The organism is Novosphingobium profundi (assembly GCF_018491765.1).
GTDB lineage: Bacteria > Pseudomonadota > Alphaproteobacteria > Sphingomonadales > Sphingomonadaceae > Novosphingobium > Novosphingobium profundi.
The window spans coordinates 162,599-175,736 of the sequence record NZ_JABWCU010000001.1; the positions used below are offsets into that span (position 1 = coordinate 162,599).

The following is a 13,138-nucleotide window of genomic DNA, read 5'->3' on the forward strand; positions in this document are numbered from 1 at the left end:
CCGCCGGCGCCCCTCGCGGGGGAAAGGATCAGGCGAAGGCCTTGATGGCTTCGACCAGCGTCTCGCCGAGCAGCGAGGGGCTGGCGGCAACCTTGATGCCGGCCTCTTCCATCGCCGCGATCTTGTCCTCGGCGCCGCCCTGGCCGCCCGAGACGATCGCGCCGGCGTGGCCCATGCGGCGGCCCGGAGGCGCCGTGCGGCCCGCGATGAAGCCGGCCATCGGCTTGCGACGGCCGCGCTTGGCTTCGTCCTTGAGGAACTGCGCGGCTTCTTCTTCGGCCGAGCCGCCGATCTCGCCGATCATGATGATCGACTTGGTCTCGTCGTCGGCGAGGAAGAGTTCGAGCACGTCGATGAAGTTGGTGCCGTTGACCGGGTCGCCGCCGATGCCGACGGCCGTGGTCTGGCCAAGACCGGCGTTGGTGGTCTGGAACACGGCTTCATAGGTCAGCGTGCCCGAGCGCGAGACCACGCCGACCGAACCCTTCGAGAAGATGTTGGCGGGCATGATGCCGATCTTGCACTCACCGGGGGTGAGCAGGCCGGGGCAGTTGGGGCCGATGAGGCGCGACTTCGAACCCGAGAGGGCGCGCTTGACGCGGACCATGTCGAGCACGGGAACGCCCTCGGTGATGGCCACGATGAGCTCGATCTCGGCGTCGATCGCCTCGAGAATGGCGTCGGCGCAGCCCGAGGGCGGCACGTAGACGCACGAGGCGTTGGCGCCGGTCACGGCCTTGGCTTCGGCGACCGTGTCGAACTGGGGCAGGCCCAGGTGATCGGTGCCGCCCTTGCCGGGGGTCACGCCGGCAACCATCTGGGTGCCGTAAGCGAGCGCGGCCTCGGTGTGGAAGCTGCCGGTCTTGCCGGTCATGCCCTGCGTGATGACCTTGGTGTTCTTGTCGACGAGAATGGACATGGTGTTTTCCTGTTCCTGGGCTGGATCAGCCTGAAAGGCCTGGGAGGTCCGGTGTACTAGGAGGCCTGTGCGCGGCGGACCAGAGGCTGGCGCGCGCCGTGCACAGGACCGTTATGCGTGGATCAGACGAGGCTCTCGTCGATGGCCTGGCAGGCCGCGACCAGTTCCTTGACCGCGTCGATCGAGACCTGGAGGCCGGCCTTGGCGTTGTCGTCGAGAGCGATCTCGATGACTTCCTCGACGCCGTCCTTGCCGATGCACACGGGCACGCCGACGTAGAGGCCGTCAACGCCGTACTGGCCGGTGAGGTGCGCGGCGCAGGGCAGGATGCGCTTCTGGTCGCCGAGGTAGCTCTCGGCCATCGCGATGGCCGAAGCGGCAGGCGCGTAGAAGGCCGAGCCGGTCTTGAGCAGGGCCACCACTTCGCCGCCGCCGCCCGCGGTGCGCTTGACGATCGCGTCGATGCGCTCCTTCGTCGACTTGCCCATCTTGATGAGGTCGGGGACGGGGATGCCCTTGACGGTCGAGTACTCGACGATCGGCACCATGGTGTCGCCGTGGCCGCCGAGCACGAACGAGGTCACGTCGCGCACCGAGACACCGAATTCCCAGGCGAGGAAGGTCGAGAAGCGCGCCGAATCGAGCACGCCGGCCATGCCGACGACCTTGCTGTGGGGGAGCCCCGAGAATTCGCGCAGCGCCCAGACCATCGCGTCGAGCGGGTTGGTGATGCAGATGACGAAAGCGTCGGGGGCGTTGTTCTTGATGCCCTCGCCGACGGCCTTCATGACCTTGAGGTTGATGCCCAGGAGGTCGTCGCGGCTCATGCCCGGCTTGCGGGCGACACCGGCGGTGACGATGATGACGTCCGCGCCCGCGATGTCGGCGTAGTCGTTGGTGCCGGTGATCTGCGCGTCAAAGCCCTCGACCGGGCCGCACTGCGAAAGATCGAGCGCCTTGCCCTGGGGCAGGCCTTCGGCGACGTCGAACAGGACGATGTCGCCCAGTTCCTTCTGCGCAGCGAGGTGCGCCAGCGTGCCGCCGATGTTGCCGGCGCCGATAAGGGCAATCTTCTTACGAGCCATGATGCTTGCTTGTCCTTCCCAGGGCGGGATTGACGGACTCAAAGGCAACCTGCTTCATCCCGCGAAAGGCAGACGCCGTATACTTGCATCGGGGGCCCTAATCCTCTCTCCCGGACATTGCAACCGTGAAAGCGGGCTAAAACCGCCGAATTCGCGGGTTTTTATGATAATAGTTCGCAATTGCATTAAGGTGTCGAGAGAGGTTCTTTCGGCGCGGTTTTCGGCCTCCTGCGTACGATTACGCAGGCGTCCCAAGGCGGGCTGCGGACGGGGCAAGTGCCATCGAGCGCGCGTGTCGCGCGTGGTGATTGGGCGTGCGCCGGTGATGCGGGGGGATTTGCGCCAGGCGCTAGAGGGCGACAAGCCCGGTGGTGCGAATCGTTGTGCCTGCGCGGCGGGGTGTGCGCCCGGGACGTCGGACGGGGTTACGCGTTCAGGCGCCGGCGGCGAGGTTGCGTTCGAACTGTTCGGCCATGCGGCGGTCGAGCTGGCGGCAGATCGAGATCCACCAGGTGCACGAGCGGGTGTCGCCCACCAGGCGCGCGGCGTTGGCGTTGCGACGCGCGTGTTCGGCGGCCGAGAGGCCGTGGCGCGCGAAATGCTGAAGCGCCTGCGTGAGCATCCGCTCGTCGTTGGCGGGTTCGGGCATTGCCGCCTGTGTGGGGCTGGTCTCACGCGAGACGATCGAAAGGTCGATCGAGCTGGCCGGGCACTTGCGGTCGGCGTTGTCGTTGGTGCTGTCGAGCGGGGCCGAAACGCACTGGACGCGGTTCAGGAACGGAAGCGTCTGACCTCTAGCGGCCGCGAAGCGAATTGCCATTGTCCCGATCTAGCCCTTTTACCGTTTCTCGACACCAGCCGGAGCGCTCTACTGTGCCTCGGCGTGCCGTTGGCGCCACCAGGGCGGGGTTCGGCACGGGCGCAATCGGCTCCGTTAGCTTCCTTATAGAGGGAAAGCCGCTAAGCCTTTGTGTGAGCCTATGGTTTCCCAATTGTTTACACAAATCGTGGGTGCGGCGCGGATGATCGTGCGCGCGGGACGCGGGGCTCAGGGATGCTTCAGCCAGCGTCCTGAATTCTCGAATTCCTGGCGGATTTCCGAGGATGCGGGCAAGTCGCTGGCGCGGTAGCGCGCATCGCCACCTTGCGCGCGCTGCTGCGCGGTATAGGCCGGCGCGGGCAGGCCGTCGCGCGGTTCGGAGCCCGCCTCGCCGCCGGAGCCGGGCGTCGCTTGCAAAGCTTTGTCCGCGCCTGCTCCCGGCGCGGCGAGCGGGGCCTTCCACGCGTAGCTCTGCTGGACCACGAGGGGATCGGCGAGCGCGCTCTCGTCCCGGCCGTCGACGAGGACGGTGCGCGGATGCGGGCGCGCGGCGGGTTCACCACCGGCGTAGAGGTAGTGGAAAGTCGCCGCGTTGCCGGCAGGGCCTGCGAAGCTGTAGAAGCGGTGCGCGCCGATCGTGGTCAGCGCGTGGAGGCTCTGCGCCCAGTAGGGGTGGACCTGGAGCGTGTGGTAGTGCGTGGCCAGCCCCACCGGGCGGTAGACCGCGCCCGAAAGCGCCTCGCGGGCGACGTCTTCGGCGCGGTTCCAGAAATAGGTCGCGGGCTTGCGCGCGAGCGAGCCGTCGCAGGTGAACGAGAACTGGCAGCCAGTGGGCTTTTCCGAGCCTTCGTAAACGACCCCGCACACAGTGTTCGGGTAGCTGGGGTGTGCAACGCGGTTGAGCACGACCTGGGCCACCGCGCGCTGGCCCGCGTCGGGTTCACTGGCGGCTTCGTAGTAGATCGCGCTGGTCAGACATTGCAGCGCGCGGGTGCGGTCGGTGAACGAGCTGGTAAAGTGCACATCGAGAATGTGCAGCGCCTGCGCGGAGGGGCCGGGATCGAGCGCACTGCCGATCGTCATCGAGGCACCGGCAAGTCCCTTGCCCAGCACGACCTTGTCGGGTTCGAGATAGTAGAAGGCCGAGCCAGGGAAGCTCGAGCCCGCCTGTTCGAAGGGCATCGGATCGACCTCGAGCGCGCTCGAGCCTGCGTTCGCGACCGAGAAACGGTCCTCCCACGCGCTGGGCGAGGCGAAGGCGGGCAAGGCGACGACCGCGAGCAGTCCGGCTGCGAGGCGTTGCCGACGCTGACGGCGGGCGCGGGTGCGCGGATCGGTGGCCGCCGCGAGGCTGCCGCGAAAACCGCGTCGCCCCGGGCGGGTGATGCGTGCATGGAAATCCGCAGGCCGCCTGTCGCCGGGGGCGATCCAGTCGGGGGGTGCGGGGGGGGTAGGCACGGCTTGCTCTTGTCCTGTTGCTATCGGTGCACGCGCGATCTTGCGGCGCATACGCGGCTTGGCGCGCTTCCTATATAGGGACGTCGTCGGCGCAAGTCGTAGCGATGCACGCGACGTCCCGCTCCGGTACATCTGCGTCCTCTTACGCCCGATTCCTTAAGAATGCCTCTGCATCGCGGCCAAGGGGCTCTGCGAGGAACCTGCGTTCGGTTGCAATTGGCGGGCGCCGGTTCTAAAGGCGCGCCCACGCCACGGGTTGTCCGCGTCGGGCCTTAGGCCCTTGCGGACCTAAGAGGGAAGCCGGTTTCCAATCCGGCGCTGCCCCCGCAACTGTGACCGGGGAGCAGCCCCTTGCTCCAAGCGCCACTGAGCAATCGGGAAGGCCGCAAGGGACTGCGTCGATCCGGCAAGCCAGGAGACCTGCCCGGGGTCGTCGTTTGCAAGCGGGGCGAGGGGACCCGTGGGCAGCGGTATGGGGCGCCAGCGGGACCGGCGCGGACCTTCCGCCAGGAACGGCACGATCGTTCAGGGGGGTCCGGGGGTTTTTGACATGAAGTACCGCTATTTTCTGGGCGCAGCCGCACTTGCGGCCGGTCCGGCCACGTCCGCTTTCGCCGAAGATGCAACGAAGTTCGACACCGCCGACACCGGCATCGTGGTGACCGCGACGCGCACCGAGACCCCGCGCAGCGAAGTCGGCCAGGCCGTCAGCGTCGTCACCCGCGCCGAGATCGAGGCGACCCAGGCGACCACCGCGAGCGAGGTCCTCGCGCGGCTTCCGGGCGTGCAGGTGACCAATGCCGGCGGCTTCGGCCAGCCCTCGAGCGTCTTCATCCGCGGCGCCGAGAACGCGCAGAGCCTCGTCCTCATCGATGGCGTGCGCGTCAACGATCCGGGTGACGTGGGCGGCGGCTTCGACTTCGGCACGCTCACCATCGGCCAGTTCGATCGCGTCGAGGTCGTGCGCGGGTCCTCGGGCGTGCTCTACGGCAGCCGCGCGATCGGCGGCGTGATCAACCTCATCACCCAGCGCCCGACCGAGGATTGGCACGCGCGTGCGAGCGCCGAATACGGCTGGCGCGACCGCCGCCAGGTGAGCGCCTCGGCCGCCGGCCTCGTCGGTCCGGTCGGGCTGACGCTCGGCGGCAACTGGCTCAAGGGCGATGGCTACTCGGCCTTCAACGAGGATCGCGGCGCCACCGAGAAGGACGGCTTCGAGAGCAAGAGCCTGAACGCGCGCGCCGAAGTCGAACTGGCCGAGGGCCTCTCGGTCGACGGTGGTACTTTCTGGACCCGCGCCAACTACGACTACGACAACAGCGGCGCCGATGCGCTCAACCTCGGGCTCAAGCGCGATCTCACCGGCTATGCCAACATCCGCTATGCCGGGCTCGACGACCGGCTGAAGGCGCGCGTGGGCTATGGCGTGATCGACACCCGCCGCATTTCGGACGACGCGGTCTGGGGGCCTTACGAGACCAATGGCAAGAACCAGCGCGTCGAGGGGCAGGTCGAGTTCACTCCCGTCGAACTCGTCAGCGTGCTCCTCGGCGCCGAGACCGAGAAGCAGGACTTCACCGACAACTACGGTTCGGACGATTCGATGTCGATCGACAGCGCCTTCGGCAACCTCACGCTGCGTCCGGTAACCGGCCTGACGCTGAACGCAGGCCTGCGCTACGACGACAATTCGCAGTTCGGCGACCGCACGACATTCGCCGCCAACGGTGCCTATGCGCTCGCGGGTGAGGGCGGCCCGGTGCTGCGCGCCAGCTACGGCGAAGGCTTCAAGGCGCCCTCGCTCTACCAGCTCTACACCAACGCGGGTTACCGCGCGCTCAAGCCTGAAACCTCGACCAGCTGGGACGCTGGGGTCGAGCAGCCCTTCGCCGGGGGCAAGGGAACGTTCTCGCTCACCTGGTTCGAGCGCCGGACGAAGAACCTGATCGATTACGATTACGATCAGTGGAACTACTATAATATCGGCCGCGCCCGGGCGAAGGGGCTCGAGCTTGGCATGCAGGTGCTGGGCTGGCAGGGTTTCGACGTGAACTTCGCCTATACCTATCTCGATGCGGTCAACCGCGAGACCGGGGCCCGTCTGCCGCGCCGCGCCAAGAACAACATGACCTTCGGCATCGACCGTGCCTTCGCGGTGAACCCCTATGGCGGCTTGCGCCTGGGCGGCGAACTGCGCATCGGCGGCGCGCGCTGGGACGATGCGGACAACACGCAATGGGTCGAGGGACACACCCTGGTCAATTTGCGCGGCTCCTACGCGGTGCGCCGTAATCTGGAAGTCTTCGCGCGCGTCGAGAACCTCTTCGACGAGCACTACGAAGTGGTGCGTACCTACGGCACGCCCGGCCGCTCGGCCTATGCGGGCCTGCGCGTGAAGATGTGAGGATGCGCCTGTCCCCGGCCGCCGTGCTGCTGGCGGCAACGCTGCTCGCGGGCTGCAGCGCCAGCCCTGCGCCGCACGCGCCGGCCGGGGACGGGCATCCCACCATCGTCTCGCTCAACCCCTGCACCGATGCGGTGCTCGCCGAAGTGACCCGGCCCGGGCAATTGCTGGCGATCTCGGGCTACAGCCACGATCCGCAGAGCAGTTCGATGGGGGTGGCCGTGGCCGCGCGTTATCGCGGGGTCTCGGGCTCGGTCGAGGAAGTCGCCGCGCTCGCGCCCGACGTGGTGGTGGCGGGCAGTTTCATGCCCCCCACCACGCAGCAGGCGCTCAAGGACCTGGGGATCGAGGTCGTGCTCGAGCCAATCGTCTCGGACATCGCGGGGGTGCGCGCGCAAGTGCGCGAATTGGCGGCGCTGAGCGGCGATGCGCCTGCGGGCGAACGCCTCGTCGGCCGGATCGACGCCGCGCTGGCGCAAAGCGCCGCGCCGCCCGGCTGGACGCCGGTGCCCGCGCTGGTGTGGGAATCGGGCGGGCTCGTCGCGGGTGACGACACGTTGGTGGTCGATCTCCTCAAGCACACCGGCTTCGTCAATTCGGCGAGCGCGCGCGGGTTGCACCAGGCCGAGTTTCTCCCACTCGAGAAGGTCGTCGCCGATCCGCCGCGCGTGGTCTTCGCGGTCGGCAACCCGCTTGCCGAGGAAGACCGCATGCTCCATCACCCGGTGCTTGCCGATATGAAGGACATGATGCGCTTCCCGCTTTCCCGCAACCTGCTGTGGTGCGGCGGCCCGACCGTGCCGCGGCTGCTCGAACGCCTGCACGCCGCGCGCGAGGACTTTCGCATGCGCCGAGAGGAAGGCGCACGGTGACGAACCTCAAGCTCAATCTTTCGCTTCTCGTCGGCGTCGTGCTCGCCGCCGCGCTCTCGCTGCTCGCCGGGCGCGTCTGGATCGATCCCCTGACGCCCGACACGCACAACGCCGCGCTGATCCTGACCCAGCTGCGCCTGCCTCGCGCGGTGCTGGCGGTGACGCTGGGGGCGGGGCTGGGCCTCACCGGCGCGGCGATGCAGGCCTACTTGCGCAACCCGCTCGCCGATCCCGGTCTCTTCGGCATCGCGCCGGGCGCGGCGCTGGGCGCCGTGCTGAGCTTCTGGACCGGCTACGCGGCCTCGCCCTGGCTGCTTCCGGTCTTTGCGCTTATCGGCGCCTCGGGGGCGATGCTCCTGCTTGCGCTGATCGCGGGGCGGGGCGGCGGGGTCGCGCTTTTCACGCTTGCAGGGTTGATGGTCTCCAGCCTTGCCGGGGCGCTGATGAGCCTGGCGATCTCGCTTTCGCCCTCGCCCTTCGCGATGACCGAGATCGTCACCTGGATGATGGGTGCGCTCGCCGACCGTTCGTGGCGCGAGGTGACGATCGCGCTGCCCTGCACCATAGCGGGGGCCTTCGTCATCGCCTCGGCGCGGCGCAGCCTCGATGCGCTGACGCTGGGTGAGAGCGCGGCGCGTTCGTTGGGCGTCGACCCGTTGGTGTTGCAGATCCAGATGATCGTGGGCGTGGGCCTCATCATCGGCTCGGGGGTGGCGGTTGCCGGGATCATCGGTTTCGTCGGGCTGATGGTGCCCCACCTCGTGCGCCCGCTGACCGACCGGCGGCCGAGCTCGCTGCTGCTCCCCAGCAGTCTGGCCGGCGCGCTGCTGCTGGTGGTGGCCGATTGCCTGTGCCGGGTGCTGCCCTTGTCGAGCGGCGAGCTGCGCCTGGGCATTGCGCTCAGCCTGCTGGGCACGCCGTTCTTCCTCCACCTGCTGCTGCGGCTGCGCCGGGGCATGTTGTGAAGCGAGCTGTCTGATGGGAATGGGAACGCGCGAGCTCAGCGTCGAGGGGCGCCTGCACGAGGTCACGATCCAGTGCCGGCGCGGGTTGGTGACGGCGATCTGCGGACCCAACGGCGCGGGCAAGTCGACGCTGCTGTCGTGCCTTGCCGACCTCCAGCCGGTCACTTCGGGCAGCGTGAGGCTGGGCGGACGGCCGATGGCGTTCTCGTCACCGCGTGAGCGCGCGCGCTGGCTCGGCTACCTGCCGCAGAGCCCGGAGGTCGCCTGGGACGTTGCGGTCGAGGTGCTCGTCTCGCTTGGCCGCCTGCCCTGGAGCGACGCGCCCGCCGGCGAGAACGCGCAGGCGATCGAGGACGCGATCGCGGCGATGGACCTCGAGGAGCTGCGCCACCGACCGGTCTCGCGGCTCTCGGGCGGTGAGCGCGCCCGCGCGCTGATGGCGCGCGTGCTGGCGACCCGGCCCGGCTGGCTGCTCGCCGACGAACCGCTCGCCAGCCTTGACCTCGGCCATGGGGCCGCGCTGATGCGCCGCTTTCGCCAGCAGGCGCAGCAGGGGCGCGGGGTGGTGCTGGTGCTCCACGACCTTGCCACCGCGATGAACCACGCCGATCACGTCGTCGTGCTCGACAAGGGCCGGGTGGTCGCCGAAGGCGTTCCCGAAGTCGCGCTGACGCAGGAGCTGATCAGCCGCGTGTGGAAATGCCGCGCCCGCTGGCTCGGCGACCCGGGCGAACGGGCCCTTTCGGTCGCCTCGCCGTCCCCAGTCATGGAACGCGGCCTGCGCCCGCTCGACTGAGGCGGCTGGTTGGCGGATTGGCGCCCTTGTTGGTTGTTCATGGGGCGTGCTGCCTTGCTCCTAATCGGTCGTTGGTTCAGACTTTGCAAATGAACGAGAATCATTGGGTGTGGCCGGAGCGACGCGATCTTTACTATGCTTGCCTGATCCTAGCCGATCCCCAAACCAGCACAGCTCGAGCCAGCGAAGCGGCGGAAACGCTGTTGAACGATATAGAGCTTTATGACGATCCCCATCAGGGTAAAGGTACTTGGCTTTTTCCTGACGAATTACCTGTCGCCGATGACCTTGCGTTTAAGCTCCATGCACTCGCTGGCGCTGAGACATCAGGGGACTGGGGGCATGCTATCATAGGGCACCCCTCGTGGCCTAAGATCTGTGCTGATGCTCAGCACCTGATTGAGCTGATTCAACACAACGGACAAGGTGCGGCAAGAAACGTCCGGTAAAGGCAATCTGCCTTCGAAAACCGGACATTCGCCTACCGGCCCAGACGGCAAATGGAGCTCGAGCGGCGCTGCCCCTCGAAACGGTCGCGTTCTCCTTTCGTCACAGGTCTCGTCCGGCTGGGCCGATCTTCGTGTGAAATGCTCCGCGTTCGTCCGGAGGCGGTCGTGTTCGCTCTATAATGGATAGCGAACGAGAGCAGGCGCGGGGTCAGGGCTTCGCGACCGCAGGGACGGAACGAGACAGGCTGCGGGGCGATTTGCCTTGCGGTGCACGCCGATCCTTCGCTCCGCCCGTGGCGGCGACGCCGGTTTCTTGACCTATTTGAAGAGAGTGCACAGCCAACCATGTCCAGCCCGATCCATCAGCGCGCGCGCGAAGCCGCCGCGTCGGTCAACTCGGACCTCGTGCAGATCGCCAAGATCTTCCCGACCCCGCTCGCCAGTATCGTGCATCCAGAGGCCGAACGGCTCTGCCGCGAACTGACCGAGGTCATCCTCGCGCACGAGGCGGCCGATCCAGGTGTCAGCCATAGCAACCAGGGCGGCTGGCAGTCGCAGGACGATTTCCTCGCCTGGAGCGGCGAGGCGGGAGCCGAGCTGGTCGCCTTCGCGATCGCCTTCGCCAACCGCATGTCGGCCGTGCTCGATCCGGCCCACGGATTGGTCGCGGCCGATCTCGACTGGGCTTTCAACGCCTGGGCCAACGTCAACCGGTCGGGCCACGGCAACGTCAGCCACGCGCACCCGGGGGCCTATTGGTCGGCGGTCTACTGGGTCGACGACGGGCGGGAGCCGGGCGAAGAGGATTGCGGCGGCGAGCTGGAGTTCCTCGACCCGCGCGGCTCGATGCCGCTCATGCTCGCGCCCAGCATCAAGATGCGGATCGAGGGCTGCCTGCTGGCGGGGCTTCGCCACCAGGTGAGCCCGAAGTCGGGCACCTTGGTGCTGTTCCCGTCGTGGCTGCTGCATCAGGTCGCGGTGTTCACGGGCAAGCGCCCGCGCATCTCGATCGCGATCAACCTCGTACCGCCCATGGCGGGCTGAGCGCCGACGCCGCGAGGCGACGTGAAAAAGGCCCGGACGGCGTGGAAGCCGTCCGGGCCTTTTACGTGTTCGGGGTCTTGGCCGCGCCTACTTGCCCGAAAGGCCGCGCGCCTCGAGCATCGGTTCGAGCTCGGGGTCGTGTCCGGTAAAGTCGCGGTAGAGCACGTCGAGGTCCTTCGAGTGGCCCTGGCCCAGGAACGTCGTGCGGATGTGGTCGCCGTTGGCGCGGGTCATGCCGCCGTGCTTTTCCACCCAGTCCCAGCCGTCATGCGCAAGCACTTCGGTCCAGATGTACGAGTAGTAGCCCGAGGCATAGCCGTTGTCCCAGATGTGCCGGAAGTAGGGCGTGCGGTAGCGCGGCGGGATGAGGTCGGTGCGCAGGCCAAGGCTGGCGAGGGCCTGCTTCTCGAACTCAATCGGCGGCTGCGCAGCCTCTTCGGGGGTGAGCGTGTGCCACTTGATGTCGAGCATGGCCGCCTCGAGCGTTTCGCCAAAGCCCACGCTCTGGTTGAACTTGCCCGCCGCATCGATCTTGTCGAGCAGCCCTGCGGGCAGCGGCGCGCCGGTCTTGTAGTGCTTGGCGTAGTGCGCGAGCACTTCGGGCACGGTCGCGAAGTTCTCGTTGAACTGGCTGGGGAATTCCACGAAGTCGCGCGCGGTGTTGGTGCCCGAGAGCGCCGGGTACTGCTGATGCGCGAAGAAGCCGTGAAGCGCGTGGCCGAATTCGTGGAACATCGTCGTCACGTCGTCCCAGCTCGCGAGCGCGGGCTGGCCTTCGGCGGGCGGGTCGATGTTGAGCGTGTTGGCGATGACCGGCTTCTCGCCCAGCAGGTTCGACTGCTCGACGAAGTTGTTCATCCATGCACCGCCGCGCTTGGACGGGCGCGAGAACGGATCGAAGTAGAACAGGCCGAGCGGGGTCTTCCCGTCACTGTCGATCACTTCGTAGACGCGCATCGTGGGGTGGTAGACGGGCAAGTCGGTGCGACGCTTGAAGGTCAGCCCGTAAGTCTTGTTGGCGGCGTAGAACACGCCGTTTTCCAGCACGTTGTAGACCTCGAAGTAGGGCTTGATGGCGCTTTCGTCGAGGTCGTACTTCGCCTTGCGGACCTTCTCGGCGTAGTAGGTCCAGTCCCAGGGCTGGAGCGTGGTCACGCCGTCGGCCTTGGCGGCCTCGAGCAGCACGCCGGCCTCGCGGTCCTGCGTCGCGCGCAGCGCGGGCACGAAGCCCTTCATGAACGTCATCGCCTTTGCGGGCGTGTTGATCATGCGGTCGTACATCTGGAACGTGCCGAAATCGGGCTGGCCGAGCAGCTTGGCCTTCTTCGCGCGCAGCGTGGCGATCTTGGTGACGATACCGGTGGTGTCGTACTGGTCGCCCGAGGAGGCGCGGTTGATGCTTTCCTCGAAGACACGGCGGCGGCTCTCGCGGTTGGTGAGCTGCGCGAGCACGGGCTGCTGGGTGTAGTTGATCAGCGGCAGGACGTACTTGCCCGGCTTGCCGTCCTTGGCGGCGCGCTCGGCGGCGGCGGCGATCTGCGCGTCGGAGAGGCCAGCGAGCTGCTCCTTGCTGTCGAACACCACGGCGTGGGCGTTGTTGGCTTGCGTCAGCTGCTGGGCGAACTGGGTCTCGAGCGTCGAGATTTCGGTGTTCATTGCCTTGAGCTCGGTCTTCTGCGCGGGGCTGAGCAGGGCGCCGCGGTGGACAAACTTGGCGTACTGCGTCTTGAGCAGCATCGCGTCCTCGCCGGTGAGCGCCTTGCCCGCCGCGCTGTCGTGCACCGCCTTGACGCGGGCGAAGAGCTTGGGGTCGAGGTAGATCGCGTCTTCCATCGCGGCGATCTGGGGCGAGACTTCGGTGTCCACGGCGTCGAGCGCGTCGCTGGTGTTGGCCGAGGTCAGCTGGCTGAAGACGTTGTAGACGCGGTCGTAGAGGACGCCCGCGCGCTCCATCGCGACGAGGGTGTTCGCGAAAGTCGGCGCTGCCGTGTTGTTGGCGATGGCCTTCATCTCGGCGCGCTTCTGGGCGATGCCGGCCTCGATCGCGGGCTTCCAGTCGCTGTCCTTGATCTTGGCGAAGTCGGGCGCGTGGAAGGGCAGCGTGCTCGGCTTGGCGAAGACGCCATCATAGGGTGCAGTGGCCTTGGGGGCGGCATCGGCGGCGAGCGCGGGCGAGGCAAGGGTCATGGCTGCGGTTCCCGAAAGAGCAAGGCTGGCAAGGACAGCCGGTGCAGCGGCTGCAAGGAGCCGGTTCTTCATCGATGCAATCTCCAGATGGTCAACAGGCAAGCGACAAATGGGCGTGCCGGCGTTCTCGTTAGCGCCG

At 67.4% G+C, this 13,138-nt stretch carries 11 protein-coding genes and 1 riboswitch; of the genes, 6 read left to right on the forward strand and 5 right to left on the reverse strand.

The features are described 5' to 3' along the window. Positions 1–28: 28 nt before the first annotated feature. The 4 genes from sucD to HT136_RS00805 all read right to left on the reverse strand — a co-directional run bounded on the left by sucD (position 29) and on the right by HT136_RS00805 (position 4,282). On the reverse strand, positions 29–919 hold the full coding sequence (gene sucD, locus HT136_RS00790; protein ID WP_214196778.1) for a succinate--CoA ligase subunit alpha: 891 nt from the start codon (positions 917–919) through the stop codon (positions 29–31). 122 nt (positions 920–1,041) lie between these two features. Beyond that, complete coding sequence (gene mdh, locus HT136_RS00795; protein ID WP_214196780.1) at positions 1,042–2,004, reverse strand: malate dehydrogenase; 963 nt, start codon at positions 2,002–2,004, stop codon at positions 1,042–1,044. 433 nt (positions 2,005–2,437) lie between these two features. Then, entirely contained in the window at positions 2,438–2,824 is a 387-nt protein-coding gene (locus tag HT136_RS00800; RefSeq protein ID WP_214196782.1) for a hypothetical protein, read from the reverse strand. A gap of 228 nt (positions 2,825–3,052) precedes the next feature. After that, on the reverse strand, positions 3,053–4,282 hold the full coding sequence (locus HT136_RS00805; RefSeq protein ID WP_343222073.1) for a cell wall hydrolase: 1,230 nt from the start codon (positions 4,280–4,282) through the stop codon (positions 3,053–3,055). Between the two features lie 241 nt (positions 4,283–4,523). Beyond that, positions 4,524–4,724, forward strand: a riboswitch (cobalamin riboswitch). A 108-nt stretch (positions 4,725–4,832) separates the two neighbouring features. Here HT136_RS00805 and HT136_RS00810 point away from each other — a divergent pair. From HT136_RS00810 to HT136_RS00835, 6 genes are all read left to right on the forward strand, one after another. Next, on the forward strand, positions 4,833–6,686 hold the full coding sequence (locus HT136_RS00810) for a TonB-dependent receptor domain-containing protein (RefSeq protein ID WP_214196785.1): 1,854 nt from the start codon (positions 4,833–4,835) through the stop codon (positions 6,684–6,686). Between the two features lie 2 nt (positions 6,687–6,688). Beyond that, on the forward strand, positions 6,689–7,558 hold the full coding sequence (locus HT136_RS00815; RefSeq protein ID WP_214196788.1) for an ABC transporter substrate-binding protein: 870 nt from the start codon (positions 6,689–6,691) through the stop codon (positions 7,556–7,558). Then, entirely contained in the window at positions 7,555–8,523 is a 969-nt protein-coding gene (locus tag HT136_RS00820; protein WP_214196790.1) for a FecCD family ABC transporter permease, read from the forward strand. The genes HT136_RS00815 and HT136_RS00820 overlap by 4 nt, the downstream gene beginning before the upstream one ends. 13 nt (positions 8,524–8,536) lie before the next feature. Beyond that, positions 8,537–9,319, forward strand: a complete 783-nt coding sequence (locus tag HT136_RS00825) for an ABC transporter ATP-binding protein (protein ID WP_214196791.1) — start codon at positions 8,537–8,539, stop codon at positions 9,317–9,319. 89 nt (positions 9,320–9,408) lie between these two features. Next, on the forward strand, positions 9,409–9,768 hold the full coding sequence (locus tag HT136_RS00830; protein WP_214196793.1) for a hypothetical protein: 360 nt from the start codon (positions 9,409–9,411) through the stop codon (positions 9,766–9,768). Positions 9,769–10,113: 345 nt separating this feature from the next. After that, positions 10,114–10,812 (forward strand): TIGR02466 family protein, encoded by a 699-nt coding sequence (locus tag HT136_RS00835; RefSeq protein ID WP_214196795.1) that lies wholly within the window; start codon positions 10,114–10,116, stop codon positions 10,810–10,812. 87 nt (positions 10,813–10,899) lie between these two features. On the opposite strand, the gene HT136_RS00840 is transcribed toward HT136_RS00835, so the two are convergent. Then, the gene (locus HT136_RS00840) at positions 10,900–13,071 is read right to left on the reverse strand and encodes a M3 family metallopeptidase (protein ID WP_214196797.1); all 2,172 of its coding nucleotides are present in this window, start codon (positions 13,069–13,071) and stop codon (positions 10,900–10,902) included. Positions 13,072–13,138 lie beyond the last annotated feature (67 nt).